Source organism: Pseudomonas sp. C5pp (assembly GCF_000814065.1).
In the GTDB taxonomy this organism is placed as follows: domain Bacteria; phylum Pseudomonadota; class Gammaproteobacteria; order Pseudomonadales; family Pseudomonadaceae; genus Aquipseudomonas; species Aquipseudomonas asiatica.
On sequence record NZ_JWLN01000015.1, the window covers coordinates 1 to 25,417 of the forward strand.

25 protein-coding genes are annotated in these 25,417 nt (G+C 64.4%); 14 read left to right on the forward strand and 11 right to left on the reverse strand.

What is annotated here, in order from left to right; genetic code table 11:
* Positions 1–121: 121 nt before the first annotated feature.
* From RR51_RS14085 to RR51_RS14105, 5 genes are all read right to left on the reverse strand, one after another.
* The gene (locus RR51_RS14085; RefSeq protein ID WP_039613857.1) at positions 122–877 is read right to left on the reverse strand and encodes an ABC transporter permease; all 756 of its coding nucleotides are present in this window, start codon (positions 875–877) and stop codon (positions 122–124) included.
* The gene (locus tag RR51_RS14090) at positions 877–2,082 is read right to left on the reverse strand and encodes an ABC transporter substrate-binding protein (protein WP_039613858.1); all 1,206 of its coding nucleotides are present in this window, start codon (positions 2,080–2,082) and stop codon (positions 877–879) included. The genes RR51_RS14085 and RR51_RS14090 overlap by 1 nt, the downstream gene beginning before the upstream one ends.
* Positions 2,069–2,890, reverse strand: a complete 822-nt coding sequence (locus RR51_RS14095) for an ABC transporter ATP-binding protein (RefSeq protein ID WP_039613859.1) — start codon at positions 2,888–2,890, stop codon at positions 2,069–2,071. The genes RR51_RS14090 and RR51_RS14095 overlap by 14 nt, the downstream gene beginning before the upstream one ends.
* A complete protein-coding gene (locus RR51_RS14100) occupies positions 2,887–3,951 on the reverse strand; it encodes an acyl-CoA dehydrogenase family protein (RefSeq protein WP_039613860.1) in 1,065 nt (354 codons plus the stop codon). Before RR51_RS14100 ends, RR51_RS14095 begins: the two co-directional genes overlap by 4 nt.
* Before the next feature lie 99 nt (positions 3,952–4,050).
* Positions 4,051–4,611: a carboxymuconolactone decarboxylase family protein gene (locus RR51_RS14105; RefSeq protein WP_003259243.1), complete on the reverse strand. Its 561-nt coding sequence runs from the start codon at positions 4,609–4,611 to the stop codon at positions 4,051–4,053.
* Positions 4,612–4,713: 102 nt separating this feature from the next.
* Between RR51_RS14105 and RR51_RS14110 the strand changes: the two genes are divergently transcribed.
* Positions 4,714–5,625, forward strand: coding sequence for an AraC family transcriptional regulator (locus RR51_RS14110; RefSeq protein ID WP_039613861.1), 912 nt, complete (start codon positions 4,714–4,716; stop codon positions 5,623–5,625).
* A gap of 118 nt (positions 5,626–5,743) precedes the next feature.
* Here RR51_RS14110 and RR51_RS14115 read toward each other — a convergent pair whose 3' ends face one another.
* Positions 5,744–6,283, reverse strand: coding sequence for an RrF2 family transcriptional regulator (locus tag RR51_RS14115; protein ID WP_003259245.1), 540 nt, complete (start codon positions 6,281–6,283; stop codon positions 5,744–5,746).
* Between the two features lie 258 nt (positions 6,284–6,541).
* On the opposite strand from RR51_RS14115, the gene RR51_RS14120 reads away from it, so the two are divergent.
* The gene (locus RR51_RS14120) at positions 6,542–7,744 is read left to right on the forward strand and encodes an NAD(P)/FAD-dependent oxidoreductase (protein WP_039613862.1); all 1,203 of its coding nucleotides are present in this window, start codon (positions 6,542–6,544) and stop codon (positions 7,742–7,744) included.
* Between the two features lie 84 nt (positions 7,745–7,828).
* Here the strand turns inward: RR51_RS14120 and RR51_RS14125 are convergent, their stop codons facing one another.
* Positions 7,829–9,235, reverse strand: coding sequence for a purine-cytosine permease family protein (locus tag RR51_RS14125; protein WP_039613863.1), 1,407 nt, complete (start codon positions 9,233–9,235; stop codon positions 7,829–7,831).
* 318 nt (positions 9,236–9,553) lie between these two features.
* Here RR51_RS14125 and RR51_RS14130 point away from each other — a divergent pair, with 318 nt between their 5' ends.
* The 10 genes from RR51_RS14130 to RR51_RS14175 all read left to right on the forward strand — a co-directional run bounded on the left by RR51_RS14130 (position 9,554) and on the right by RR51_RS14175 (position 18,810).
* Positions 9,554–10,039 (forward strand): flavin reductase family protein, encoded by a 486-nt coding sequence (locus RR51_RS14130; RefSeq protein WP_003259250.1) that lies wholly within the window; start codon positions 9,554–9,556, stop codon positions 10,037–10,039.
* Positions 10,040–10,114: 75 nt separating this feature from the next.
* Positions 10,115–11,155: an LLM class flavin-dependent oxidoreductase gene (locus RR51_RS14135; RefSeq protein ID WP_039613864.1), complete on the forward strand. Its 1,041-nt coding sequence runs from the start codon at positions 10,115–10,117 to the stop codon at positions 11,153–11,155.
* A gap of 334 nt (positions 11,156–11,489) precedes the next feature.
* The gene (locus RR51_RS14140; RefSeq protein WP_003258678.1) at positions 11,490–12,086 is read left to right on the forward strand and encodes an amino acid synthesis family protein; all 597 of its coding nucleotides are present in this window, start codon (positions 11,490–11,492) and stop codon (positions 12,084–12,086) included.
* Between the two features lie 68 nt (positions 12,087–12,154).
* Complete coding sequence (locus RR51_RS14145; protein WP_013973028.1) at positions 12,155–12,988, forward strand: alpha/beta fold hydrolase; 834 nt, start codon at positions 12,155–12,157, stop codon at positions 12,986–12,988.
* Positions 12,985–14,466 carry an aldehyde dehydrogenase gene (locus tag RR51_RS14150; protein ID WP_015270730.1) on the forward strand — a complete coding sequence of 494 codons (1,482 nt, stop codon included), beginning with the start codon at positions 12,985–12,987 and terminating at the stop codon, positions 14,464–14,466. The genes RR51_RS14145 and RR51_RS14150 overlap by 4 nt, the downstream gene beginning before the upstream one ends.
* Positions 14,467–14,479: 13 nt before the next feature.
* Positions 14,480–14,965, forward strand: coding sequence for a flavin reductase family protein (locus tag RR51_RS14155; protein ID WP_003258675.1), 486 nt, complete (start codon positions 14,480–14,482; stop codon positions 14,963–14,965).
* A gap of 151 nt (positions 14,966–15,116) precedes the next feature.
* A complete protein-coding gene (locus RR51_RS14160) occupies positions 15,117–15,506 on the forward strand; it encodes a carboxymuconolactone decarboxylase family protein (protein ID WP_008100863.1) in 390 nt (129 codons plus the stop codon).
* Positions 15,507–15,596: 90 nt separating this feature from the next.
* A complete protein-coding gene (locus RR51_RS14165) occupies positions 15,597–16,343 on the forward strand; it encodes a GntR family transcriptional regulator (RefSeq protein WP_013973031.1) in 747 nt (248 codons plus the stop codon).
* A 21-nt stretch (positions 16,344–16,364) separates the two neighbouring features.
* Complete coding sequence (locus RR51_RS14170) at positions 16,365–16,928, forward strand: NUDIX hydrolase (RefSeq protein WP_039613865.1); 564 nt, start codon at positions 16,365–16,367, stop codon at positions 16,926–16,928.
* Positions 16,929–17,028: 100 nt separating this feature from the next.
* Positions 17,029–18,810 carry an ATP-binding protein gene (locus tag RR51_RS14175; protein ID WP_039613866.1) on the forward strand — a complete coding sequence of 594 codons (1,782 nt, stop codon included), beginning with the start codon at positions 17,029–17,031 and terminating at the stop codon, positions 18,808–18,810.
* A 64-nt stretch (positions 18,811–18,874) separates the two neighbouring features.
* Here RR51_RS14175 and RR51_RS14180 read toward each other — a convergent pair whose 3' ends face one another.
* On the reverse strand, positions 18,875–19,489 hold the full coding sequence (locus RR51_RS14180) for a LysE family translocator (RefSeq protein ID WP_015270734.1): 615 nt from the start codon (positions 19,487–19,489) through the stop codon (positions 18,875–18,877).
* Between the two features lie 112 nt (positions 19,490–19,601).
* Between RR51_RS14180 and RR51_RS14185 the strand changes: the two genes are divergently transcribed.
* Both RR51_RS14185 and RR51_RS14190 read left to right on the forward strand, forming a co-directional pair.
* Complete coding sequence (locus tag RR51_RS14185; protein ID WP_015270735.1) at positions 19,602–20,054, forward strand: Lrp/AsnC family transcriptional regulator; 453 nt, start codon at positions 19,602–19,604, stop codon at positions 20,052–20,054.
* A 414-nt stretch (positions 20,055–20,468) separates the two neighbouring features.
* Positions 20,469–21,881, forward strand: coding sequence for a purine-cytosine permease family protein (locus tag RR51_RS14190; protein WP_039613867.1), 1,413 nt, complete (start codon positions 20,469–20,471; stop codon positions 21,879–21,881).
* Positions 21,882–22,007: 126 nt separating this feature from the next.
* Here the strand turns inward: RR51_RS14190 and RR51_RS14195 are convergent, their stop codons facing one another.
* From RR51_RS14195 to RR51_RS14205, 3 genes are all read right to left on the reverse strand, one after another.
* Positions 22,008–23,312 carry an ammonium transporter gene (locus tag RR51_RS14195; RefSeq protein WP_039613868.1) on the reverse strand — a complete coding sequence of 435 codons (1,305 nt, stop codon included), beginning with the start codon at positions 23,310–23,312 and terminating at the stop codon, positions 22,008–22,010.
* A gap of 64 nt (positions 23,313–23,376) precedes the next feature.
* Positions 23,377–24,702 (reverse strand): FMN-binding glutamate synthase family protein, encoded by a 1,326-nt coding sequence (locus RR51_RS14200; RefSeq protein WP_013973039.1) that lies wholly within the window; start codon positions 24,700–24,702, stop codon positions 23,377–23,379.
* A gap of 15 nt (positions 24,703–24,717) precedes the next feature.
* The gene (locus RR51_RS14205; protein WP_039613869.1) at positions 24,718–25,392 is read right to left on the reverse strand and encodes a protein glxC; all 675 of its coding nucleotides are present in this window, start codon (positions 25,390–25,392) and stop codon (positions 24,718–24,720) included.
* Positions 25,393–25,417 lie beyond the last annotated feature (25 nt).

Sequence of the window (25,417 nt, forward strand, 5' to 3'; positions counted from 1 at the left end):
ATGGCACCGGCTGCGCCGGTGTTCGCGGCTAAAGCCGCTCCCACAGGGTCCCTGCTAATTCAATGAGTTATGTGAAGTTCTATGGGAGCGGGTTTAGCCGCGAAGAAGCCACACTGGCCTGTCAGCCATGCACCCAGCGCCGATGCAGCCCACGCGCCAGGGCATCCAGCACAAACCCCAGCACCCCGATCAGCAGTACCATCGCCATCAGCTCGGAATACGCCAGCCGGTCGCGGGTATCGAGAATGAAGTACCCCAGCCCCGCACTGACCCCGAGCATTTCGCACGGCACCAGCACGATCCACAGGATACCGATGGCCAGGCGCACACCGGTCAGCACATGGCCGATCACCCCGGGCACGATCACCTTGCACAAGGTCTCCCGGCGCGTGGCACTCAAACTGCGGCTCAACTGCAACCAGCGCGGGTCCAGCTGCCTTACCCCGGCCGCCGTGTTCAACAAGATCGGCCACAACGCGGCAAACGCCAGCAGGAAGTAGACAGGCTGGTCCCCCACGCCCATCAGCATTACCACCACCGGCATCCACGACAGCGGCGAGATCATGCGCAGGAACTGGAACGCCGGCGTGGTCGCCGCCTCCAGGTGCCGGTAGCTGCCCACCAGCAAGCCCAGCGGCACGCCGATCAGCAGCGCCAGCAGCAGCCCGACCAGGATACGTTTGAGGCTGACCCAGATATGCCCGTACACCTCGCCCTGCCCCAGCAACTCGACCAGGCTGGCCAGGGTCGCTGCCGGCGAAAAGCGCGCCGACAGGCCATCGGCCTGGCCGAACAGCGCGACACCGGCCCACCACAACAGCAACAGACCCAGCAACCCTGCCAGCCCCAGGGCGGCATGAACGACATGCGTGCGCATCAGACCGCGAACTCCTCGCTACGCTCGAAGTTATCGGCGATGCCGAACACCGACGGCCCGCCAACACTGGCGATGGCGTTGCGCACGAAGCGGTCGTCGACCAGGTCGCGGGCGGTCTGTGCAGGGTCAAGGCCGGCCAGGAACGCGCTGTCGCCCTCGATCAGGGTGGTTTTCAGGCGCTTGACCAGTTCTTCGGTGTAGCTGGGGAACGGGTAAGGCTGGAAATCGATGCGCTTTTCGTCCCACTGCTGGTGGCGAATGGCACCACTGGCAATGTAACCGGCACGGTCCTCGGCGGCCGGGGCCAGCACTTTGCCGAGCACCGCTGGTTCATGCGGCGTGTACTTGTTGGGGCCGGCCTTGGACAACAATGCGGCGGCCTCGGCGCGGTGGTCACGGGTCCAGTGCTGGGCCTTGACGATGGCGTTGACCACCTTCTGCGACCACTCCGGGCGGTTGTTCAGGTCGTGCTCGTGCATGAACACCACGCAGCAGGCGTGGTTGCGCCACACATCGCCGGTGAAGCGCTGCACGCGGCCAACCTTGAGGTTCTCGGCCAGGGCGTTGAAGGGCTCGGCGACGATATAGCCAGCGATGCGCTTGCTGGCCAGTGCAGGCGGCATGTCGGACGGCGGCAGCACCAGCAGGTTGACTTCGTTGCCGGCCAGTGGCGCATTGGCCGGCTTCGACACTGGGGTCAGGCCGTTGTCGTCGAGCATCTGTTGCAGCACCACGTTGTGGATCGAGTACCAGAACGGGATGGCCACGGTCTTGCCGCCCAGCTGTTTCATGTCGCTGATGTCCGGGGCCACGGTAAGGCCTGAACCGCCCACGTGGTTCCAGGCCACCACCTTGGCCGGCACCTTGCTGGCGTAGCGGGCCCACACGGTCATCGGCGACAGCAGGTGGATGACGTTGACCTGGCCGGAGATGAACGCCTCGATCACCTGCGCCCAGCTGCGCAGCAGCACCGGGCGCTCGGCCTTGATGCCTTCGGCCTCGAACAGGCCGTTGTTGTGTGCCACCAGCAGCGGCGTGGCGTCGGTGATCGGCAGGTAGCCGATACGCACCGGCGCGTCCGGCTCGGCAGCGGCACGGGCCTGCAGGCTCGACAGCAACGGCAGTGCTCCGGCGGCCGTGAGCATGGCACCGAGCTTGAGGAAATCGCGACGCGAAGAAGAGGAACAGCAGTCATCCATGCACATGGACAGCCTCCGAGGGCAATGGGGTTGGGGTAGGTTCGACTGTGCGGCTTGCCCGCCGAAGGGTTTTGAGGATTTCGATGCGCAAAGCGCCCAGTTCCTCGACCCGCTGCGTCCGTGGTTGCGGCAGGTCGATGTGCCACTGGCCGAGGGTGTGCGCTGGGTGGTTGCCCAGTAGCAGGACCCGGTCGGACAGCAGCAGGGCTTCGTCGATATCGTGGGTGATCAGCACCGCCGCCGTGTTGTGGGTGGCGATCAGTTGCAGCAGCAGTTGCTGCATGTCGGCCCGGGTCACTTCATCCAGCGCGCCGAACGGCTCGTCGAGCAACAGCACTTCGGGCTGGCGGGCCAGGCAGCGGGCCAGCGCGGTGCGCTGGGCCATGCCGCCGGACAACTGCGCCGGGTACTGGCCACGGGCATGGGCCAAGCCCACGGCGGCAATCGCATGGTCGATGCGTGCGCGCCGTTCGGCGGCGGCAAGTTTTGGCTGGCGGGCGAAGTCCAGGCCGAAGGCAACGTTCTTCTCCAGGCTCAACCAGGGCAACAGGCTCGGGTCCTGGAAGGCCACCGCCAGGCGTGGGTGCGGGCCCTGCAGCGGCTGGCCGTGCAGGGTCACGCTGCCACCGCGGGGCTGCTGCAGGCCGGCCAGTACCCGCAGCAAGCTGGACTTGCCGACCCCGCTGGGGCCGAGGATGGTCACCACTTCGCCGGGGGCCAGCTGAAGGTCGAACTGCGCCAGCACCGCCTGCCAGCCACCCTCGCACGGGTAGCCCAGGCTGATGTCGCGGGCTTCGAGCAACACTGGGCTCATGCCGCGCCCGCCTGGCGTTGCAGTTCGGCGCGCAGTTGCACCAGGCTGGGAGTGACGATCGGCACGAAGGCCGACTCGCGCCAGCGGCGGGCAAAGCCTTCGCCATACTCGCTGAGGTAGGCCTTGCCACCACTGGCCTGCAACTCCAGTTGCACGGCGTCGGCAGCGCTTTCGGCCAAGGTGATGCGCAGCTTGAACAAGGCCGCCGGCTGCTGCTGGAAGCGGCCATCGAGCAGGCCCTGCTTGAGCTCGCTCACGGTGTTTTCCAGGCGCTCGCCGAGCACCTGGCGTGCTTCGTCGAGGAACGAGGCCCGGCCATGCAGGTGTGCCTGCACTTCCGCCAGCGCCCGCCGCGCCAGGCCAATGGCCATGCCGCACTGCAGCGCCAGGAACGCCGGGCGTACCCGGGGCAGGAATTCACGGGCATTTTCGTGCAGCAACCAGCCACGCTGCAATTGCACCTGGTGGAAGGCCAGTGCCGCGGTGTTGCTCGACTGCAGGCCCATCAGCTGCAGGTCGTCGGAACGCTCCAGGCCCTGTGCGTCGGACGGAATGGCCAGCACGAAGGGTGCGCCACCGGCTTCGTCTTCGATAGCCGCAGCCACCACGAAGCCACTCTTGCGCAGGTTGGTCACCCAGTGCAGGCGCCCTTCCAGCTGCCAGCCATCGGCTTGCGGGCACCCGCGCACCTGCAGCGCTTCGATGCCGGACAGGAACTTCATGGCGTTGGACAGCCCGGTGGCACCGGCCAGTTCGCCAGTCAGCAGGCGCGGCAACAGGTGCTCGCGCAGTGTCTGGTTGGGGCTATGCAACAGGTATTCGATGAAGGCGCGCTGGCCCCAGCAGACGAACGCCGCTGCCAGCGAGCGGCTGGCGATTGCGGCGATGGCCTCGACCGCGTCGGTCACCTGCCCGCCCGTGCCGCCCTGGGCGGGGTCGACACCGACGCGCAGCAGCTGCGACTCGGCGATTTGCGCCAGCACCAGTTGCGGCTCGCACTGGCCCCGGTCAATGGCCTCGGCATTGGCATCCAGCCAGTGTCGAAATGCACAATCTTGCATGGTCTTGCTCCTTTGAAAACGCCGGGGCCGCCTGGCGGCCCATTCGCGGCACAAGGCCGCTCCTACAACGATCGCGGTACGACCGGTGTCACGCGCGGATCATGCAGAAGGTTGCCAGCGATACTTGCCGAGCTCGTCATTGAGCGGCGTCTGGGCGAACACATTAGCAAAGTTGCACAGGGTTGCGAGGCTCACGCCCAGAATCACCTCCAGGGCGTTGCCTTCGCTGAAACCGGCTGCGCGGAAGGCCTGGTAAGTGGCCTCGCTGACATTGCCGCGGGTGGCGATTACTTCGCGGGCGAACGCGGCCAGGGTTTCATACCGGGCATCGGGCAGCTCGCCACGGGCACGCAGGGCATCGACCACTTCCTGCGGCAGCTTGGCCTTGTTCAGGGCCACGGCCGTGTGGCCGGCCACGCAGAAGTCGCAGCCATGCTGGGTGGCGGCAATCAGCTGCACCACTTCACGCTCGGCCAGGCTCAGTTCGGCTTTGCCGTTGAGTGCCGAAACGGTTACGTAGGTTTCCAGCGCAGCCGGGGCATTGGCCAGTACGCCCAGCAGGTTGGGGATGAAGCCGGAATTCTTCTGGGCGTTCTCGAGGAACGGACGGGCCGCTTCCGGGGCGCTCTGCAGCGTGTGTAAAGTAATGCGCGAGGACATGGAGTGGTCTCCTTTGATGAGTGTCACTACAGTCTGTTGGTTATAAGAACTACCCTCCATATTCATCAGTCGCCTTTCCTTGCTCTTGAGTCTTTGCATTAGATGATTTCGTCCAGCCACCTTGTCGATTGGTTATTAGAGGGCCTGGAGCTCGATGCCAGCCTGTTCCATGTGGGCCGCTACTGCGGCGGCTGGCACGCCAGCACCGAAGGCATGGGCCGGGCCAGCTTCCACCTGGTGGTGCAAGGGCATTGCTGGCTGCACATCGATGGCCAGCCCGAGGCACTGCGCCTGGAGGCGGGCGATGCGGTGTTCCTGCTGCGCGACCTCGGCTATCGCCTGGCCAGTGACCGGGACCCTGCCAGTGCCTGCGCCCAGCCACGCCAGCAGATGCAGCCCATGGACGCCGATGCGGTCGATGGTGTGGGCCTGGTATGTGGTTTCTTCCACTTCAGGCCGGGGTTGTCGGCGCTGATCGTCGACGGCCTGGCCGACTGGATATTGCTGCGCGCCGATGAACCGGCCGGGCATGCGGCGCGGGCGTTGTTCGAGCTGATCCTGGAGGAGTGCCGGCGCGCCGCCGGGCCGTCGCAGACGTTGCTGGAGCGGCTGACGCACTTGCTGTTCCTGTATGTGCTACGCCAGCAGGTGCATGCCGGACAATCGCTGGGCGGGCTGGTCGCCCTCGCCCGGCAACCGGCGTTTGCCGGTTTGCTGGAGCAGTTGATCGAGCAACCGGGGCAAGCGTGGACGCTGGAAAGCATGGCCGCCTGTACCGGGTTGTCGCGGTCGGCGTTTTTCAAGCGTTTCAATGAACTGGCCGGACAGTCGCCGGGGCAAGTACTGCTGGCGCTGCGCATGCGCCTTGCAAGCCAGTTGCTGCGGGCGGGGCATACCGTGGAGCAGGTGGGGGCACAGGTGGGGTATCAGTCAGTGGCGGCGTTTACCCGGGCGTTTGCCAAGGCGGTGGGGCTGCAGCCGGGGGCGTATCGGCGGCAGCATGAGGGGCGTTAGCCTGCACTGGCCTCTTCGCGGGTAAACCCGCTCCCACAGGGATGTCACAATCTCTGGAACTTGTGGTGTACCTGTGGGAGCGGGTTTACCCGCGAAGAGGCCGGTACAGGCAGCAGATTCAGACCTGACTGACCGGAATATCCCCTGCCCCTTTGCCCTCCCGCCGCTCACCCATCCAGGCATTGACCTTCTGCCCGAACTCGGCCGGCGCCTTGCGCCCGAACCGCCGCGCCAGATCAAGGATGGTCTGCTGCGCCAGGGCCTCTTCCATGCGCTTCTGCGCACCCAGCATCACCGCGTGGATCGCGCAGGTGCCCTCGGTCGCCCAACCCGGCGGCGAACCCTCGAACAGGCTGCAACGCTCGCGAACTTCGCGGCAGTCGAAGATCTTCTTCGGCCCGTCGATGGCATTGACGATATCCAGCACGGTGATTTCATCCGACGGCCGCGCCAGCCGGAAGCCGCCACGCACGCCCTCGGTGGCGGCCACCAGACCGGCACGGGCCAGCTTGGTGAATACCTTGGCCAGGTACTCCTGGGGTACACCCTGCAACTCCGCCAGGTCGCGCACGCTGGACTCGCGCGAGTCGCCCCGCTCATCCACCAGGAACAGCAGGCAATGGATACCGTATTCGACGCCAGCACTGTAGAGCGACATATCTATCTCCGACCAATCTTGTCGCAAATAATACGCCTATAGCATCCGCACCGCAAAGCGCAAAGCTGCCGTCTATCGGCCTTGTTTATCCCTTAAGCCCAGTAAATACAGCTATTCGAGCCGTGAAATGGTCATGCGGAGTGTCGGCCTGTGGGAAAAAAGACTTGCACGCACTAACTACGATCAATACAGTCGTAGTTATTCGAGAGGCACACAACCCGCCCTCGAAGCCCCTTTCGAACCTTGCGGAGCACCTTCATGAAATCGAACATCCTCATCATCGGTGCCGGCTTTGCCGGTGTATGGAGCGCCCTGAGCGCTGCGCGCCTGCTCGATCAGGCCCAGCGCGCCGACATCAACGTCAGCGTCCTCGCTCCACAGCCTGAACTGCGCATCCGCCCGCGCTTCTACGAGGCCGACGTGCACGGCATGAAGGCCCCGCTGGGCGAGCTGTTCGAAGCAGTGGGCATTCATTTCATCCCGGGCAATGCCGACAGCATCGATACCGAAGGGCGCAGCGTCAGCTACACCGACGCCCAGGGGCACCGGCAACAGATCGCCTACGAACGCCTGATCCTTGCCGCCGGCAGCCAGGTCGCACGCCCGGCAGTGCCTGGCCTGGCCGAACATGCATTCGATGTCGACCAGATGGAATCGGCCATGCGCCTGGAACAGCACCTGGTCGGTCTGGCCACCCTGCCAGCTTCGCCTGCACGCAACACTGTGGTGGTCTGTGGCGGTGGCTTCACGGGTATTGAAACCGCCACGGAAATGCCTGCCCGCCTGCGTGCCATCCTCGGTGCCAGTGCAGCGGTGCGGGTGGTGGTGGTCGACCGCGGTGCGCAAGTTGGTGCGGCGCTGGGCGCCGGTATCACGCCGTCGATCATCGCCGCCTGCGAACAGGCCGGGGTCGAGTGGAAGGCCGGGGCCTCGGTGGTGGCTGTCGATGCCGGTGGCGTTACCCTGGACAACGGCGACCATATCGCCAGCAACACCGTGATCTGGACCGTTGGCGTGAAGGCCAGCCCGTTGACCGCACAGGTTGCCGGCGAGCGTGACAACTTCGGCCGGCTGAAAGTGGACGGCCACCTGAAGGTGCTCGGCCAGGACCATGTGTACGCGACGGGCGATACTGCCTGGGCCGTTGTGGACGAGCTGGGCAACCACGCCCTGATGACCTGCCAGCACGCCATCCCCATGGGCCGCCACTCCGGCAACAACGCCGCGGCCGACCTGCTCGGTCTGCAGCCGGTGGTGTACCGCCAGCCCAAGTACGTCACCTGCCTGGACCTGGGCGAATGGGGCGCGACGTTCAGCGAGGGTTGGGAGCGCGAACTGAAGCTGCACGGCCAGGAAGGCAAAGACCTCAAGCGCCAGATCAACTCGGTGTGGATCTACCCGCCAGCGGCTGATCGCGCCCTGGCACTGGCCGCTGCCGACCCGCTGATCGCGATCGTCTGACTGCAGCGAGGTGCGAGCTGAAAAAACTGGGGCCGCGTTGCGGCCCATTCGCAACGCAGCCCCTGTTACAGCAACGCCAATCTATCAGTCATTCACACTCACAACCCGCCCCGCCTTCTCGGCAGCCTTGCCCCGGGTCGCCAGGCAGTAATACAGCGGCACCGTCACCAGCAAGCCGAACAGCCACGACAGATCAGCCCCTTCGACGATATTGGAATACGGCCCCACATACAGCGACGTGTTGGCAAACGGCAACTGCACCAGGATGCCGCAGGCATAGGCAATGATCGCGTGGTGGTTGAAGCGGCCATAGATGCCGCCGTCAGCACTGAAGATCGAGGCGATGTCGTACTGGCCCTTCTTGATCAGGTAGAAATCGATCAGGTTGATCGACGCCCACGGCACCAGCACCAGCAGCAGTGCCAGGATCAGGCCGATGAACTGGCCGATGAAGTCCGCCGAGGCATTCAGCGCTACCAGGCCGCAGCCCACCAGAATCACCGAAGCCAGCACCACCCGCACCTTGATGCTCGGCGTCCACTCGGCGACGAAGGTCTGGATCGCGGTGACGATCGACAGCACCGCGCCGTACAGGTTGAGGGCGTTGTGGCTGATGATGTTGAGCAGGAACAGCACCATCAGAATCGGGCCCAGCCAGCCGGTGGCCTGCTTGACCGCATCCATTGCATCGGTGCCTTCCGGCACGCAAAGCACCGCCACCGCACCAAAGCTGAAGCACAGGATGGTGCCCAGGGTAGCGCCGAAGTAGGTGGCCCAGAACGGCTTGGCAATGCCCACTTCACGCGGCAGGTAGCGCGAATAGTCGGAGGTATACGGCGAGAAGCTGATCTGCCAGATGGTGCCCAGCGACACGGTGGCGATGAAGCCCGACAGGTTGAACGCGCCACGGCTGAAGAAGTCGGCCGGCAGTTCCTGGGCGAACATCATGATGAAGCCGGCCAGCAGCGCCGAACCCATCACCCAGGTACCGATGCGGTTGAGGATGTGAATGAAACGGTAGCCGATCACGCCAATGGCGGTGGCACTCAGCGCACCGATCACGATCGCGCCGGGCATCGGCACGCTCGGGGTGATGCCGTGGATGGTCTTGCCCGCCAGGACGATGTTGGAAATGAAGAAGCCGACATAGATCAGCGCGGTGAAGAACACGATCAGCAAGGCGCCGTAGCGGCCGAACTGGCCACGGCTCTGCACCATTTGCGGAATGCCCAGCTGCGGTCCCTGCGCAGAGGCAAGGGCAATGACCACGCCCCCGACCAGATGGCCCAGCACGATGGCGATCAGCCCCCATAACAGGTTCAGGTGGAATACCTGGACCACCATGGCGCCGGTGACGATGGGCAGTGGCGCGATGTTGGTACTGAACCAGAGGGTGAACAGGTCGCGCGCCTTCCCGTGGCGCTCGGCAGGTGGAACGTAATCGACCGTGTGATTCTCGACAAACTGGTGTTGCGACGACGGTTGGGACATAGGATTTCAGCTCGAAAGGTCGTTTTTATCTTTGTAAGGAAACCGCATCTAGGCGGCCTCTCAGCTGCGGACCATATTATGGTATTCCAAACTTTTGACAACACTGATCCGTAGGAAAAAACGCCCACTGATCCGCTCGCGTAACCCCTGCGGCAAACCACCTCACCGCTCAAGCCCACGGTATACGCGGGCTTGAGCCGTTCATCGCGCAACACCCTCGCTTGAAAATTCCGCTTGCAAAATAGGTATTACGGTATACCATCAGACACATCAACGATAAAAACCGCGGACCACCGCAGCCCTATAGAGGTACACCAGATGATCGACGCAACCGTCTACAAGCATGTCCTGGGCTCCTTCCCGTCCGGCGTTACCGTCATCACCACCCTGGACGACGATGGCTCGGTCGTCGGTCTGACCGCCAGCGCCTTCTCCTCCCTGTCGATGGACCCGCCGCTGGTGCTGTTCTGCCCCAACTACACCTCCGACTCCTACCCCGTGCTGATCAGGCAGAAGCGCTTCGCCATTCATCTGTTGTCCGGTGAACAGCAGGCCGAGGCCTATGCGTTCGCCAAGAAGGGCAAGGACAAGGCCAGCGGTATCGAGTGGTCCCTGAGCGAACTGGGCAACCCGATCCTGGCCGGTGCCACCGCAGTCATCGAATGCGAACTGTGGCGCGAATACGAGGGTGGCGACCACGCCATCATGGTCGGCAAGGTGCACAACCTGATCGTCCCTGAAGAGGCGCCACGGCCGATGGTGTACTGCCGCGGCAAGATGGCCAGCCTGCCGGCCTTTGCCTGAAGCCTATTCTGAATCGAGACCGCTGGTGCCAACCCTGCCAGGCGCCAGCCCCTTTCAAGCGTTGAGGAAAGCCCCATGAAATTTTCGTTGTTCGTGCACATGGAACGTTGGGATGAACAGGTCAGCCACCGCCAGCTGTTCGAAGACCTGACCGAACTGACCCTGATGGCCGAGAACGGCGGTTTCAGCACCGTGTGGATCGGCGAACACCACGCCATGGAATACACCATTTCGCCAAGCCCGATGCCGCTGCTGGCCTACCTGGCTGCGCGCACCGACAAGATCCGCCTGGGCGCCGGCACCATCATCGCGCCGTTCTGGAACCCGATCCGCGTGGCGGGCGAATGCGCCCTGCTCGACGTGATCAGCAAGGGCCGCATGGAGGTGGGCCTGGCCCGTGGCGCCTACCAGTTCGAATTCGACCGCATGGCAGGTGGCATGCCGGCCACCGACGGCGGCAAGGCCCTGCGCGAAATGGTACCGGTGGTGCGCAAGCTGTGGGAAGGCGACTACGCCCATGACGGCGAAGTGTACAAGTTCCCTACCTCCACCAGCGTGCCGAAGCCCTACAACGCCGTACCGCCGATGTGGATCGCCGCCCGCGACCCCGACTCGCACAACTTCGCCGTGGCCAATGGTTGCAACGTCATGGTCACCCCACTGATGAAGGGTGACGAGGAAGTGCTGGACCTGAAGAACAAGTTCCAGGCCGCCCTGGACAACAACCCGGGCGTGCCGCGCCCGCAACTGATGGTGCTGCGCCACACCCACGTGCACAGCCCGGCCGAGCCGGAAGGCTGGAAAGTCGGCGCCCAGGCCATCTCGCGCTTCTACCGCACCTTCGATGCCTGGTTCGGCAACAAGACCACCCCGGTCAACGGCTTCCTCGAGCCGAGCCCGGAATCGAAGTTCGCCGAAGTGCCGGCGTTCGATCTGGAGAACATCCGCAAGAACACCATGATCGGCACGCCGGAAGAGATCATCGCGCGTATCAAGTACTACCAGGAACTCGGCGTCGACGAGTTCAGCTTCTGGTGCGACAACAGCCTGCCCCACGCCGAGAAGAAAAAGTCGCTGGAGCTGTTCATCAAGGAAGTGGTGCCGGCGTTCGCCTGATTTCCCATTACCTGAAACATTGCGGGACGCGCCCGCTCCCGTGGGCCCTGCGGCCCGCGTGAGCGGGCTTTTTTTGGGGGATTGATCCGTTGCCTGTACCGGCCTCTTCGCGGGTGAACCCGCTCCCACAGGTACCCCACAGGGTTCATGGTCTGCGCCATACCTGTGGGAGCGGGTTTACCCGCGAAGAGGCCGGTACAGAACGCCACAAAAACCCCGATACACAGCGCCTTTCGTCCCCTCGCAAGAGAAATTTCCAGCCACCTCTTGCACAACAAGTATTATGGTATACCATCAGACAACAAGAGCTGATAACCCTCACCAGGAGCCACCCATGAGTTTCGAAATCCGCAAGATCGTCACCTACTCCGAAGAGACCCGCATCGAAGGCGGTAAGGCCACCGACAAGCCGGTGACCATGGTCGGCCTGGCCGTCGTGATCAAGAACCCATGGGCCGGTCGCGGTTTCGTTGAAGATCTGAAGCCGGAAATCCGTGCCAACTGCTCGGACCTGGGTGCCCTGATGGTCGAGCGCCTGACTGCAGCCATCGGCGGCGCCGACAAGATCGAAGCCTACGGCAAGGCCGCAGTCGTCGGTGCCGACGGCGAAATCGAACACGCCTCGGCGGTGATCCACACCCTGCGCTTCGGCAACCACTACCGTGAAGCGGTACAGGCCAAGAGCTACCTGAGCTTCACCAACAAGCGCGGCGGCCCGGGCACCTCGATCCAGATCCCGATGATGCAGAAGGACGACGAAGGCCTGCGCTCGCACTACATCACCCTGGAAATGCAGATCGAAGATGCCCCGCGCGCCGATGAAATCGTCGTGGTCCTGGGCGCCTCCGACGGTGGCCGCCTGCACCCGCGCATCGGCAACCGCTACATCGACCTGGAAGAACTGGCTGCCGAAAAAGCCAACGCTCAATAACAACAACCAAGACGGGCCGGGGCGTGGCGTGCTTACCCGCCGCGCCCGACCTTCAAGGAGCGCCCTCCATGATTCAGCCTGTCGCTGAACGCACACCCGCCGGCACCAGCTACCTGTCCGTCGGCCAGGGCCAACCCGTGGTACTGATCCACGGCGTGGGCCTGAACAAGGAAATGTGGGGCGGTCAGTTCGTTGGCCTGGCCAACGACTACCGCGTCATCGCCTACGACATGCTCGGCCACGGCCAGAGCGCGCTGCCAGCCGCCGACATCGGCCTGGAAGGTTATGCCGCGCAACTCGCCGAACTGCTCGACCACCTGCAGATCGCGCAAGCCACCGTGATCGGCTTTTCCATGGGCGGCCTGGTCGCCCGGGCGTTCGCCCTCGAATACCCACAGCGCCTGGCTGCACTGGTAGTGCTCAACAGCGTGTTCAACCGCACCCCCGAGCAGAGTGCCGGCGTTATCGCCCGCGCCGCCCAGGCTGCGCAGCTTGGCCCCGACGCCAACGTCGACGCCGCGCTCGACCGCTGGTTCAGCCGTGAATACAAGGCTGCCAACCCGGCGCAGGTCGCCGCCATTCGCCAGGTGCTGGCGAGCAACGACCCGCAGGGCTACCACACCACTTATTCGCTGTTCGCCACCCAGGACATGTACCGCGCCGCCGACCTGGCCAGCATCCAGGTGCCGACGCTGATCGCCACCGGCGAACTCGACTCGGGCTCCACCCCGGCCATGACCCGCCAGCTTGCTGCCAGCATTCCTGGCGCACACAGCGTGGTCCTCGCCGAGCAACGGCATATGATGCCGGTGGAAGCACCGCGTGAAGTCAACAAGATGCTGCTGGACTTCCTCGCGCAAGCCCGCACCCTCACCGAATCCGCCAAGGGGATTGTTGCATGACCCTCGTTCGTTTCCAGATGTGCATCGACGGCCAATGGCGCGATGCCCAGAGCGGCAAGACCTTCGACAGCCTCAACCCGGCCACCGCCCAGGCCTGGGCGCAACTGCCCGACGCCGACGAGGCCGATGTGGAGCTGGCCGTGCAGGCCGCCCAGCGTGCCTTCGACAGCAAGGAGTGGCGCAGTATCACCGCCACCGCGCGCGGCAAGCTGCTGCGTCGCCTGGGTGACCTGATTGCCGAAAACAAGGAACACCTGGCCCAGCTGGAAAGCCGTGACAACGGCAAGCTGATCCGCGAAACCCGCGGCCAGGTCGGCTACCTGCCAGAGTTCTTCCACTACACCGCAGGCCTTGCCGACAAGCTTGAAGGCGGCACCCTGCCACTGGACAAGCCCGACCTGTTCGCCTACACCGTGCACGAGCCGATCGGCGTGGTGGCCGGGATCATCCCGTGGAACAGCCCGCTGTACCTCACCGCCATCAAGCTGGCCCCGGCCCTGGCCGCCGGCAACACCATCGTGCTCAAGCCGTCCGAGCACGCCTCGGCGACCATCCTTGAGCTGGCCCGCCTGGCCCTCGAGGCCGGCTTCCCGGCTGGTGTGGTCAACGTGGTCACCGGCTACGGCCCCAGCACCGGCGCGGCGCTGACCCGCCACCCGCTGGTGCGCAAGATCGCCTTCACCGGCGGCGCCGCCACCGCCCGCCACGTGGTGCGCAGCAGCGCCGAGAACTTCGCCAAGCTGTCGCTGGAGCTGGGCGGCAAGTCGCCGAACATCATCTTCGCCGATGCCGACCTGGACAGCGCCATCAACGGCGCCGTGGCAGGCATTTATGCCGCCTCCGGGCAAAGCTGCGTGGCCGGCTCGCGCCTGCTGGTGCAGGACGAGATCTTCGACGAGTTCGTCGAACGCCTGATCGCCCGCGCCAAGCGCATCCGCATCGGCAACCCGCAGGACGATGCCAGCGAAATGGGCCCCATGGCCACCGCGCAACAGTTGGCCGTGGTCGAAGGCCTGGTGGCCGCTGCCAAGGCCGAAGGCGCCAAGCTGCACATGGGCGGCAAGCGTGCCGAGGTCGAGGGTGACGGCTGGTTCTACGAGCCGACCCTGTTCGAGTGCGACAGCAACTCGATGACCATCATGCAGGAAGAGGTGTTCGGCCCGGTTGCCGCGGTAATCCGCTTCAAGACCGAGGAAGAGGCCCTGGCCATCGCCAACGACTCGCAGTTCGGCCTGGCCGCCGGCATCTGGACCCGCGACCTGGGCCGTGCCCACCGCCTGGCCCGCGACGTGCGTTCGGGGATCATCTGGGTCAACACCTACCGTGCCGTGTCGGCCATGGCGCCGATCGGCGGGTTCAAGAACAGCGGCTACGGCCGTGAGAGCGGCATCGATTCGGTGCTGGCCTATACCGAGCTGAAGACCGTGTGGATCAACCTGTCCACGGCGCCGATGCCCGACCCGTTTGTGATGCGCTAAGAGGTAGCACGAGATGATCGAACCAGGCATCTACAAAGACGTGATGGGCTCGTTCCCGTCCGGCGTCACCGTGGTCACCACCCTGGACGCCGACGGTGGCATCGTCGGCATCACCGCCAGCGCGTTCAGCGCGCTGTCGATCGACCCGGCGCTGGTGCTGTTCTGCCCCAACTACGCCTCCGACACCTACCCCATCCTGCGTGACAGCAAGCAGTTCGCGATTCACCTGCTGTCCGCCGACCAGACCGCCGAGGCCTATGCCTTCGCCGGCAAGGGCAAGGACAAGGCCAAAGGCATCGACTGGCACCTGAGCGAGCTGGGCAACCCGCTGCTGGCCAAGGCCACGGCGATCATCGAATGCGAGCTGTGGCGCGAGTACGACGGCGGTGACCACGCGATCATCGTCGGTGCGGTGAAGAACCTGGTGCTGCCGGCCGAGCCGGTGACCCCGATGGTCTACCACAAGGGCAAGCTGGGCGCCCTGCCGCCCCTGGGCTGATGGACCTTGAGCTCGGCGTTGGCTTCTTCGCGGGTAAACCCGCTCCCACAGGGATCGCACAGATGCTGAAACCTGTGCAGTACCTGTGGGAGCGGGTTCACCCGCGAAGAAGCCAACGCAAATGACCCTGTTTAAATCCGGAGTACTGCACATGAGCAATGAAAAGTACGAAAAAGGCCTGCAGATCCGCACCCAGGTACTGGGCGAGGACTACGTCAACCGCTCGATCCAGAACGCCGACGACTTCACCAAGCCGTTGCAGGAGCTGGTCACCGAATACTGCTGGGGCCACGTCTGGGGCCGCGAAGGCTTGTCGCTCAAAGAGCGCAGCATGATAAACTTGGCCATGATTTCCGCGCTCAACCGGCCCCACGAGCTCAAGCTGCACATTCGCGGCGCCTTGCGTAATGGCCTGAGCCGTGAACAGATTCGCGAGATCCTGCTCCAGGTCGGCATTTATTGCGGCGTGCCCGCGGCGGTGGACAGTTTCCGCCTGGCCCGCGAAGCGTTCGCTGAAGCCGATGCGGAGTCAACCCGTTAACACCGGGCTGTTCGAACCCACGCAAGGAGCACCCAAGGTTCGTGGTGCTGTTGCGGTTGCGGCCGGGCAGCCTCTTTAAGAGCGCACTTGATGAAACGCCAGCCACTCGACGACAGCTTCAAGGTCAATCGCAACCCCGTTACCCTGCGCGAAATCGTGCTCGACAAGCTGCGCGCCGCGATCATGAACTTCCACCTGCTGCCAGGCGATCGCCTGGTCGAGCGCGACCTCTGCGACCGCCTCGGCGTCAGCCGCACCTCGGTGCGTGAAGCCCTGCGCCACCTGGAATCCGAAGGCCTGGTGGAATTCGCCGACGCCAAGGGCCCGCGCGTGGCCATCATCACCCTGGAAGACGCCCGCGATATCTACGAGCTGCGCTGCGTGCTCGAAGGCCTGATCGTGCAGCTGTTCACCCTGAACGCAAAGGCCAAGGACATCCGCGCCCTGGAACGCGCGCTGGAGGTCAACCGCGAAGCCCTCGAGGAAGGCGAACTGCAACAGGTGCTGGACTCGGTACAAGGTTTCTACGATGTGCTGCTGGAAGGCTCCGGCAACCAGGTGGCCGCCCAGCAGCTGCGCCAGTTGCAGGCGCGCATCAGCTACCTGCGCGCCACCTCGGTGTCGCAGGAGAACCGCCGCGGTGCCAGCAACCGCGAAATGGAAAAGATCGTCGAGGCGATCAAGAGCGGCGACCCGCTGGTTGCCCACCAGGCCTCGGTCGACCACGTCCGCGCCGCCGCCAAGGTGGCCCTGGACTACCTGCGCCAGAAGCAGGATGACAACGTCAAGGTGCGCGAGATGGTCGAGCCCCTGGCCTTGAAGGATCCCCGCATATAAGCAACCCACAGGCCACCGATCATGCCCAACGCCCCGCGCTACTGCCCGCACTGCACCACGGAACTGGCCCGGGGCGTTCCCACAGGCGACACCCACGAACGCCTGCACTGCACCGGCTGCGGCTACATCCACTACATCAACCCGAAGATCATCGCCGGCTGCATCATCGAGCGTGATGGCAAGTACCTGCTGTGCCAGCGCGCCATCCCGCCGCGCCCCGGCACCTGGACCTTGCCGGCCGGGTTCATGGAGGCCGGCGAAACCACCGAGCAGGCGGCCCTGCGCGAGGTCTGGGAGGAAAGCGGCGTACGCGCCGAAATCGTCTCGCCGTACTCGATCTTCAGCGTCCCGAAGTTAAGCGAGGTCTACATCATCTTCCGCGCCATCGCCACCGAGGAAACCGGGCAGTACGGGGCGGAAACGCTGGCCTACAGGTTCTTTGAGCCCGACGAGATCCCGTGGGATGAAATCTACTATCCGGCAATCCGGCAGATTCTCGAGCGCTATATCCTCGAGCGGCAGGCCGGGGTTTATGGCATCTACATGGGCAATGACGACACTGGCAAGGTGCACTTCATTCGCTAGCTTGTACCGGCCCTATCGCCGGCAAGCCACCAAAAATTCTCGCCAAACGTCTATTCTGGATGCACCCTTAAGGCCTTACGCAAAAGGACCAGCAGTGCACATGGCAAAATGGCTAGACGGCGGCGGTCTGATGGCCGAGCGCATCCGCAACCACGACTGGGCCGCCACCCCGCTGGGCCCGCTGGAGCATTGGCCCGACCCGCTGAAAACCAGCCTGGCCCTGTGCCTGGCCTCGCGCTTTCCGCAAGCCGTGCTCTGGGGCCCTGACCTGCTCACCCTGCACAACGACGCTTTCTCACAGATTCTCGGGCAGAAGCCCTCGGCATTGGGCATCCCCTTCCGCGCCGTGTGGCAGGAGGCCTGGGCCGACATCGGCCACATGGCCAACCGCGCCCTGGCCGGCGAGGCGGTGTACATCGAAGACTTCCCGCTCGTCATCGACCGCAACGGCGGCCCCGAGCGGGCCTATTTCACCTTCTGCTACAGCCCCATCCGCGACTACGACGGCAAGGTGCTGGGCATGCTCGATACAGTCACCGAAACCACCGCCAGCGTGCTCGCCAACCAGCGCCTGAACTTCCTCGACGACCTGGGCCGCGCCGTGGCAGACGCCACCGACCCGGACCAGATCCTTGCCACTACCACGCGCATGCTGGTCGAGCACCTGCAACTGTCGAGTTGCGCCTATGCGGTGATGGAGCCCGACGAAGACGGTTTCACCATCTGCGGTGACGCCGTGGCGCCGGGCTCGCCGCATCTGTTGGGCCGCTATCGGTTGCAGGATTTTGGCAAGCTGGCGCTCGGCCGCCTGCGCAATGGCCTGCCGTTGGTCATCCAGGACAACCTTAGCGAGCTGTCCCCGGAGGAAGCTGCCACCTTCCAGGCCATCGGCATTACCGCGACCATTTGCATGCCCCTGATCAAAGGCGGCCGACTGACCGCGCTGATGGCCATCCACGACAAGGTGCCACGGGAGTGGACCCACTATGAACAGACGCTGATCAGTGAAGTCACCGAGCGCTGCTGGGCGCATATCCAGCGGGTACAGGCCCACGCCGAGGTCCGCGAAGCCATGGCGGCACTGGAGGCGCTGAATGCCACCCTCGAACAGCGCGTGGATGAACGCACCAGCCAGTTGCTGCACACAGAAGCCGTGCTGCGCCAGACCCAGAAGCTCGAAGCCATTGGCCAACTTACCGGTGGCGTGGCTCATGACTTCAACAACCTGCTGACCATCATTCGCTCGTCGCTGCATTTTCTGCAGCGCCCCAACCTCGATGCACAGCGTCGCGAACGCTATCTCAAGACCATGTCCGACACTGTCGACCGCGGTACCAAGCTGACCGGCCAGTTACTGGCCTTCGCCCGCCGCCAGGCCTTGAGCCCGCAAGTGTTCGAGGCCGGGCCACGGCTGGAGGCCATGGCCGACATGCTCGACACTGCCACCGGTGCGCGGATCCAGGTCGAGCTGCAGTTGCCACAGGCGCCTTGCCATATCCGCGCCGACCTCAATCAACTGGAAACCGCGGTAATCAACCTGATGCTCAACGGCCGCGACGCCATGGCCGGCGAAGGCACCTTGCAGCTGCGCCTGCAGGCTGACCAGTCACTGCCCGCCCTGCGCGGCCAGGCGCCACAGCCGGGCCCGTTCGCGGCGATTTCGGTGAGCGACAGCGGTGTCGGCATTGCCACCGAACTGCTGGAGCGTATCTTCGACCCGTTCTTCACTACCAAGGCACCGGGTGAAGGCACCGGGCTCGGGCTGTCGCAGGTGTTCGGTTTTGCCAGGCAGTCCGGGGGCGATGTACAGGTGAAGAGTGTGCCGGGCCAGGGCACCACCTTCACCTTGTACCTGCCCCAGGAGCCGCCGCCTGAGGCCTAGCGGTCAACGCCGCCCTTCGGCCAGCAAGTTAACGCGGCAACCTATAGGAACGCTGGCAAGTGAGTCAGCTGATCTGGCCGGCTATCAAGCCCAGGGCCACCGTAATCATCGCCACCCCCGACACCCGGCCAACCAGTTTCGCCGCCCCAGGCCGGGTGCTCAACACGGCTTTGGCGCCATAACCGACCAGCGAGTAGATCACCAACGAGCTGCACAGGTGCACCAGGCCCAGCAGCAAGATCTGCAACGGTACCGGCCAGCTCGACTGCGGGTCGGTGAACTGCGGCAACAGGGCCAGGAACAGCAGGAACACCTTCGGGTTCAGGCCACTGACGCAAAACCCTTTCAATGCCCAGCGGGACCCCGACTCCCCCGCACCATCCTGCCCGGCCGCCGGCAAGGCGGGGCTCAGCAGCAGGTTGCCACCCAGCCACAGCAGGTAGCTGCACCCCGCCAGGGTCAGCAAGGTCAGCGCCAGCGGGTGGCCGGCCAGCAGGCTGCCGACCCCTGCCGCCACCACCAGGGTCGCGAGGAAATGCCCCGACAACATCCCCGCCACCGCAGGCATCACCCAGCGCCCCCGCATGCCCGCCGAAATGGCGTAGGCCCAGTCCGCGCCCGGGGTAATCACGAACAGCATCGACACGGCCCAGAACGCCGTCAGAACACTGAGAGCCACTTGAATCTTCCTTTTTCCACTGCTTTGGGATGACGAAAGATTACGGATTCCGCCGAGGGATTTTCTTTCGTATATTCCCCAACAGCCCTCAATTACTGGAAGATCCTTCTCAATGGACAGGACTGATCGAAAAATCCTTGCCGAACTGCAAAAAGATGGTCGGCTATCGGTGACCGAACTGGCCGACCGTGTGGGGCTCAGCCTGTCGCCCTGCCATCGGCGCTTGAAGGCGCTGGAGGAGTCCGGGGCGATTCTTGGCTATCACGCCCGCCTGGCGCCGAGCGCCCTGGGGCTGAACTTTGCCGCGCTGGTATTCGTGACCTTGCGCGAAGTCACTCGCCAGCCGGTAGCGGACTTTGAAGCGGCGCTGGCCGAAATCCCGCAGATCGTCGAGGCGCAGCGGCTGTTTGGCGACCCGGATTATCTGCTGCATGTGGTGGCCAAGGATTTGCCGGCGTTCCAGAAGCTGTATGACGAGCAGCTGACCAGCATTCCCAATGTGAAGCGGTTGAGTTCGACGCTGGTGATGAAAGAGGTGATTCAGGATCGGTTGTTGCCGATGTAGCGTTGTTGCCTGTGCCGGCCCTTTCGCGGGTAAACCCGCTCCCACCTTGACCGCATTGATTTCAAGTCATGCGCATTACCTGTGGGAGCGGGTTCACCCGCGAAAGGGCCGACAGGGGCGACATTTTTATCTGCCCTGCAAACGCGCACGGCGCCCCAGAAAAGCACACCGCTTCTTACCTCCATATTGCCCAAACCCCTCTAGCCCAAGCCCTCCCGCACCCTGGCACCCTCCTTGCTACCGTCCTCCGCTTAACCTTTTGTCAGCCTTAGGTTTTTTAAGGTTTATGGGCACATATTTACTAATTTCTCGTTATCCCCGCGCCCCGCATCATCGCTCCAACAAGAACGCGTCGCCCTTCGCCGGCACGCCCCCGGGCAGCTCCCGATGCCCTACCTTGCCTTGGAGTCAGTCATGACCAGTGCAGCCAATTCGGCACCCCTCATAGAAAAACACACGATCGGCTACGTGCCCCCGCAAGACCGCCATGGAAAGGTAAGGGATCTGTTCACACTGTGGTTCGGCGGCAACATCGCGCCGCTGCCCATCGTCACAGGCGCGCTGGGCGTGCAACTGTTCCACCTGAACCTGGTGTGGGGCATCGTCGCCATCCTGGTCGGCCACCTGGTCGGTGGCGTACTGATGGCGCTGCACTCGGCCCAGGGCCCGCAGATGGGCATCCCGCAGATGATCCAGAGCCGCGCCCAGTTCGGCTCGCTCGGCGCGCTGCTGGTGGTGGTGATCGCCGGGGTCATGTACATCGGCTTCTTCGCCTCCAACATCGTCCTCGCCGGCAAGTCGCTGCACGGCGTGGTCGATGCCGTGCCGGTACCGGTGGGCATCGTCATCGGTGCGCTGGGCTCGGGCATCATCGGCATCATCGGCTACCGCTTCATCCACGTGCTCAACCGCATCGGCACCTGGGTGCTGGGTATCGGCATCGTGGTCGGCTTCGGCTACATCTTCAGCCACGTGCAAAGCGACGACTTCCTCACCCGCGGCGGCTTCAACCTGGCCGGCTGGCTGGCCACCGTGTCACTGGCGGCGCTGTGGCAGATCGCCTTTGCACCCTACGTGTCGGACTACTCGCGCTACCTGCCGGCGGACGTGAAGGTCAGCTCGACGTTCTGGACTACCTACCTGGGCTCGGCCCTGGGTTCGAGCCTGTCGTTCATCTTCGGCGCCGTGGCGGTGCTGGCGATCCCGGCCGGCATGGACACCATGGATGCAGTCAAGCTGGCCACCGGTACCCTCGGCCCGATCATGCTGGTGCTGTTCCTGCTCAGCGTGATCAGCCACAACGCACTCAACCTGTATGGCGCAGTGCTGTCGATCATCACCCTGGTGCAAACCTTCGCCCATCGCTGGATCCCCACCGCCAAGAGCCGCGCCGTGCTGTCGCTGGTAGTACTGACGGCCTGCTGCGTGGTGGCGGTGTTCGCCTCGGCGGACTTCATCGGCCACTTCGTCGACATGGTGTTGGTGCTGCTGGTGGTGCTGGTGCCGTGGACAGCAATCAACCTGATCGACTTCTATGCCATCCACAAGGGTGACTACGATATCCAGTCGATCTTCCAGGTCGATGGCGGCATCTACGGGCGCTACAACCCGCAGGCGCTGATTGCCTATGCCGTGGGCATTGTGGTGCAGATCCCGTTCATGAACACGCCACTGTATGTCGGGCCGATTTCCGAGCATATCAACGGAGCGGACCTGTCGTGGCTGGTGGGGCTGGCGGTTACTTCGCCGCTGTACTGGTGGCTGGCCAGCCGTGACAGCGCCTACCGTCGCCGGCAGATGAGTGCCAAGGTGGCCCTGGGGCACTGATTCAGCCAGTGCCGGCCTCTTCGCGGGTGAACCCGCTCCTACAGGGATAGCGCACGTCTCAGGATCTGTGCGTTCCCTGTGGGAGCGGGTTTACCCGCGAATAGGCCGTTACAGGCAACACATCAATCAGAGGTTGTAGGCCCGCTCATTGTGCTCCGCCAGGTCCAGCCCCTGTTCTTCCTCTTCCCGGCTAGCCCGCAGCCCGATGGTCAGCTTGATCGCCCCCAGAATCGCCCAACTCACCACAAAGCAATACACGAAGGTGAACGCCACCCCCTTCAACTGCACCAATGCCTGCCCGACCGGTGATGCACCCTCCACATAGCCGCCCAACGCAGGCGCGGCAAAGACCCCGGTAAGGATCGCGCCGACCATTCCGCCCACGCCATGCAGGCCGAACACATCCAGGCTGTCGTCGTAGCCCAGCGCCTGCTTCAACCGGGTCACGGCAAAGAAGCAGATGGCCCCGGTCAACAACCCGATCACCAGCGCGCCCAACGGCCCGACGAATGCACAGGCCGGGGTAATGCCGACCAACCCTGCCAAAGCCCCTGAAGCCGCACCCAAGGCCGTCGGCCGACCATGCGCCACCTTCTCGGTCAGCAACCAGCCGACAATCCCCGCACAGGCCGCCACCATGGTCGCCAGCATCACCACCCCTGCCGCCTGGTTGGCCGCGAGCCCCGAGCCGACGTTGAAGCCGAACCAGCCCACCCACAGCAACCCGGCGCCCACCAGGGTGAAACCGAGGTTGTGCGGCGGCATGGCCACCTGCGGGTAGCCCTTGCGCTTGCCCAGCATCAACGCCGCAGCCAGCGCTGCCACGCCGGAGTTGATATGCACGGCGGTACCGCCGGCAAAGTCCAGCACACCCCAGTTGACCATCAACGCCCCCGGCCCGCCCCAGACCATATGCGCGATCGGCGCGTACACCAGCACGAACCAGGCGGCCATGAACAGCAACGAAGCACTGAACTTCATGCGCTCGGCAAAACCACCGGCAATCAGCGCCGGGGTAATGATGGCGAAGGTCAGCTGGAACACTGCGAACACGCCTTCGGGGATGGTGCCGACCAAGCTGTCATGGCCGATGTCCAGCATCAGCGCCTTGCCCAGCCCGCCAATGAAGCTGTTGAGGGTCAGCTGGCCCTCGACCATGCCGGCGGTGTCCACTACCAGGCTGTAGCCGAACAGCACCCAGAGAATGCCGATCACCCCGGCAACGGCGAACAGCTGGGTGAATACCGAGAGGAAGTTCTTGGCCCGCACCATGCCACCGTAGAACAGTGCCAGGCCCGGGATGCACATCATCAGCACGAACATCGCGGCGCAGATCATCCAGGCGGTGTTGCCGGTGTCCAGGGTGGGGTCGGCGGCGTGGGCCCGGGTGGTCAGGGCTAACAACATTACAGCGAGGGTGAGGTGCTTCATGGAGTCACTCCTGTGTGAATGGTGGGGGTGCCCTGGGGCTGCCTTGCAGCCCCCGACGCTCAACTCAATACTGCGCCTGCCCCGGCACCCAGGCGGTCCCCGCCAACGGCACCCGTGCCATCGCCGCAGCTTCCACGGTCAACGCCACCAGGTCCTCCGGGTCGAGGTTGTGCAAGTGCGACTTGCCACACGCCCGCGCCATGGTCTGCGCCTCCAGCACAAGCACCCGCAAGTAGTTGGCCAGCCGGCGCCCGGCCTCCTCCGGGTTCAGGCGCCTGGCCAGCTCCGGGTCCTGGGTGGTAATGCCGGCCGGGTCGCGGCCGTTCTGCCAGTCGTCATAGAAACCGGCCGCCGAGCCGATCTTCTTCAGTTCGGCATCCAGCCGCGGGTGGTTGTCACCCAGCGCGATCAGCGCCGCAGTGCCAATGGCCACCGCATCAGCCCCGAGGGCCATGGCCTTGGCCACGTCGGCGCCATTGCGAATACCCCCGGAAACGATCAGCTGCACCTTGCGGTGCATGCCCATTTCCTGCAGCGCCTGCACTGCCTGCGGAATGGCCGGCAGGATCGGGATGCCGACGTGCTCGATGAACACTTCCTGAGTCGCGGCGGTACCGCCCTGCATGCCGTCGAGCACGATCACATCGGCACCGGCCTTCACCGCCAGCTTCACGTCGTAGTACGGGCGGCTGGCGCCGATCTTCACGTAGATGGGTTTTTCCCAGTCGGTGATCTCGCGGATCTCGGCAATCTTGATCGCCAGGTCATCCGGCCCGGTCCAGTCCGGGTGGCGACAGGCGCTACGCTGGTCGACGCCGATCGGCAAGGTGCGCATGCCCGCCACCCGCTCGGTCACCTTCATGCCGAGCAGCATGCCGCCACCGCCCGGCTTGGCACCCTGGCCGAGGACGATCTCGATGGCATCGGCCTTGCGCAGGTCGTCGGGGTTCATGCCGTAGCGCGACGGCAGGTACTGGTACACCAGGTGCTGCGACTGGCCGCGTTCCTCCGGGGTCATGCCGCCGTCGCCAGTGGTGGTGCTGGTGCCGGCGATGGTCGCACCACGGCCCAAGGCCTCTTTGGCGTTGGCCGACAGCGCGCCAAAGCTCATGCCGGCGATAGTCACCGGAATTTTCAGGTGGATCGGCTTCTTGGCGAAGCGGGTGCCCAGCAGCACATCGGTGCCGCACTTCTCGCGGTAGCCTTCCAGCGGGTAGCGCGACACGCTGGCACCGAGCAGCAGCAGGTCGTCGAAGTGCGGCACGCGGCGCTTGGTGCCGCCGCCGCGGATGTCGTAGATGCCGGTTTCGGCGGCACGCTGGATTTCCTGGATGGTCAGGCGGTCGAAGGTGGCCGACTCACGCAGTACCGGGGGGAATTGCTCGCTCATGGGAATGCTCCTGGATCAGTACGCGCTGGCGTTGTCGACTTTGAAGTTGTACAGCTGGCGAGCCGAGCCGTAGCGTTTGAAATCGGCAGCCTTGTGGTCCAGGCCCGCCTTGTTCAGCAGCTCCTGCAGCTCTTGCAGGTGCTCGACGCGCATCTCTTTCTCGATGCAGTCCGAACCCAGTGACTGCACCGAACCCTTTACGTAGATGCGCACCTCGTACAGCGAATCGCCCAGCGCATCGCCGGCATCGCCACACACCACCAAACGCCCGGCCTGGCCCATGAAGCAGCTCATGTGGCCGATGCTGCCGCCGACGACGATATCCACGCCCTTCATGGAAATACCGCAGCGCGCGCCGGCATCACCCTCGATCACCAGCAGCCCGCCATGGGCTGTGGCGCCGGCGGCCTGGGAGGCGCTGCCCTTGACCCGCACCGTGCCGGACATCATGTTCTCGGCCACGCCGACACCGACGTTGCCATGCACGGTGACGCTGGCCTGCTGGTTCATGCCGGCGCAGTAGTAGCCGGCGTGGCCTTCGATATCCACGGCCACGGCGGCGTTGATGCCCACGGCCAGGTTGTGCTTGCCGTCGGGGTGGGTCACCCGCCATTCGTGGTCCAGCACCTCACCGTGCAGGGACTGGTTGAGGACACGCACCGAGGTGCTGGAAAGGTCGATCGTATTCATGTGGTTCTCCAGTGGTTCGGTGGCA

Bases quoted from the DNA above. Each gene is read 5' to 3' on its own strand.
- RR51_RS14160 (WP_008100863.1), top strand. From the start codon at position 15,117: ATGAGCAATGAAAAGTACGAAAAAGGCCTGCAGATCCGCACCCAGGTA.
- RR51_RS14190 (WP_039613867.1), top strand. From the start codon at position 20,469: ATGACCAGTGCAGCCAATTCGGCACCCCTCATAGAAAAACACACGATC.
- RR51_RS14185 (WP_015270735.1), top strand. From the start codon at position 19,602: ATGGACAGGACTGATCGAAAAATCCTTGCCGAACTGCAAAAAGATGGT.
- RR51_RS14120 (WP_039613862.1), top strand. From the start codon at position 6,542: ATGAAATCGAACATCCTCATCATCGGTGCCGGCTTTGCCGGTGTATGG.
- RR51_RS14095 (WP_039613859.1), bottom strand. From the start codon at position 2,890: ATGAGCCCAGTGTTGCTCGAAGCCCGCGACATCAGCCTGGGCTACCCG.
- RR51_RS14110 (WP_039613861.1), top strand. From the start codon at position 4,714: ATGATTTCGTCCAGCCACCTTGTCGATTGGTTATTAGAGGGCCTGGAG.
- RR51_RS14145 (WP_013973028.1), top strand. From the start codon at position 12,155: ATGATTCAGCCTGTCGCTGAACGCACACCCGCCGGCACCAGCTACCTG.
- RR51_RS14125 (WP_039613863.1), bottom strand. From the start codon at position 9,235: ATGTCCCAACCGTCGTCGCAACACCAGTTTGTCGAGAATCACACGGTC.
- RR51_RS14090 (WP_039613858.1), bottom strand. From the start codon at position 2,082: ATGTGCATGGATGACTGCTGTTCCTCTTCTTCGCGTCGCGATTTCCTC.
- RR51_RS14085 (WP_039613857.1), bottom strand. From the start codon at position 877: ATGCGCACGCATGTCGTTCATGCCGCCCTGGGGCTGGCAGGGTTGCTG.
- RR51_RS14105 (WP_003259243.1), bottom strand. From the start codon at position 4,611: ATGTCCTCGCGCATTACTTTACACACGCTGCAGAGCGCCCCGGAAGCG.
- RR51_RS14195 (WP_039613868.1), bottom strand. From the start codon at position 23,312: ATGAAGCACCTCACCCTCGCTGTAATGTTGTTAGCCCTGACCACCCGG.
- RR51_RS14205 (WP_039613869.1), bottom strand. From the start codon at position 25,392: ATGAATACGATCGACCTTTCCAGCACCTCGGTGCGTGTCCTCAACCAG.
- RR51_RS14200 (WP_013973039.1), bottom strand. From the start codon at position 24,702: ATGAGCGAGCAATTCCCCCCGGTACTGCGTGAGTCGGCCACCTTCGAC.
- RR51_RS14135 (WP_039613864.1), top strand. From the start codon at position 10,115: ATGAAATTTTCGTTGTTCGTGCACATGGAACGTTGGGATGAACAGGTC.
- RR51_RS14130 (WP_003259250.1), top strand. From the start codon at position 9,554: ATGATCGACGCAACCGTCTACAAGCATGTCCTGGGCTCCTTCCCGTCC.
- RR51_RS14175 (WP_039613866.1), top strand. From the start codon at position 17,029: ATGGCAAAATGGCTAGACGGCGGCGGTCTGATGGCCGAGCGCATCCGC.
- RR51_RS14100 (WP_039613860.1), bottom strand. From the start codon at position 3,951: ATGCAAGATTGTGCATTTCGACACTGGCTGGATGCCAATGCCGAGGCC.
- RR51_RS14150 (WP_015270730.1), top strand. From the start codon at position 12,985: ATGACCCTCGTTCGTTTCCAGATGTGCATCGACGGCCAATGGCGCGAT.
- RR51_RS14170 (WP_039613865.1), top strand. From the start codon at position 16,365: ATGCCCAACGCCCCGCGCTACTGCCCGCACTGCACCACGGAACTGGCC.
- RR51_RS14165 (WP_013973031.1), top strand. From the start codon at position 15,597: ATGAAACGCCAGCCACTCGACGACAGCTTCAAGGTCAATCGCAACCCC.
- RR51_RS14140 (WP_003258678.1), top strand. From the start codon at position 11,490: ATGAGTTTCGAAATCCGCAAGATCGTCACCTACTCCGAAGAGACCCGC.
- RR51_RS14155 (WP_003258675.1), top strand. From the start codon at position 14,480: ATGATCGAACCAGGCATCTACAAAGACGTGATGGGCTCGTTCCCGTCC.
- RR51_RS14115 (WP_003259245.1), bottom strand. From the start codon at position 6,283: ATGTCGCTCTACAGTGCTGGCGTCGAATACGGTATCCATTGCCTGCTG.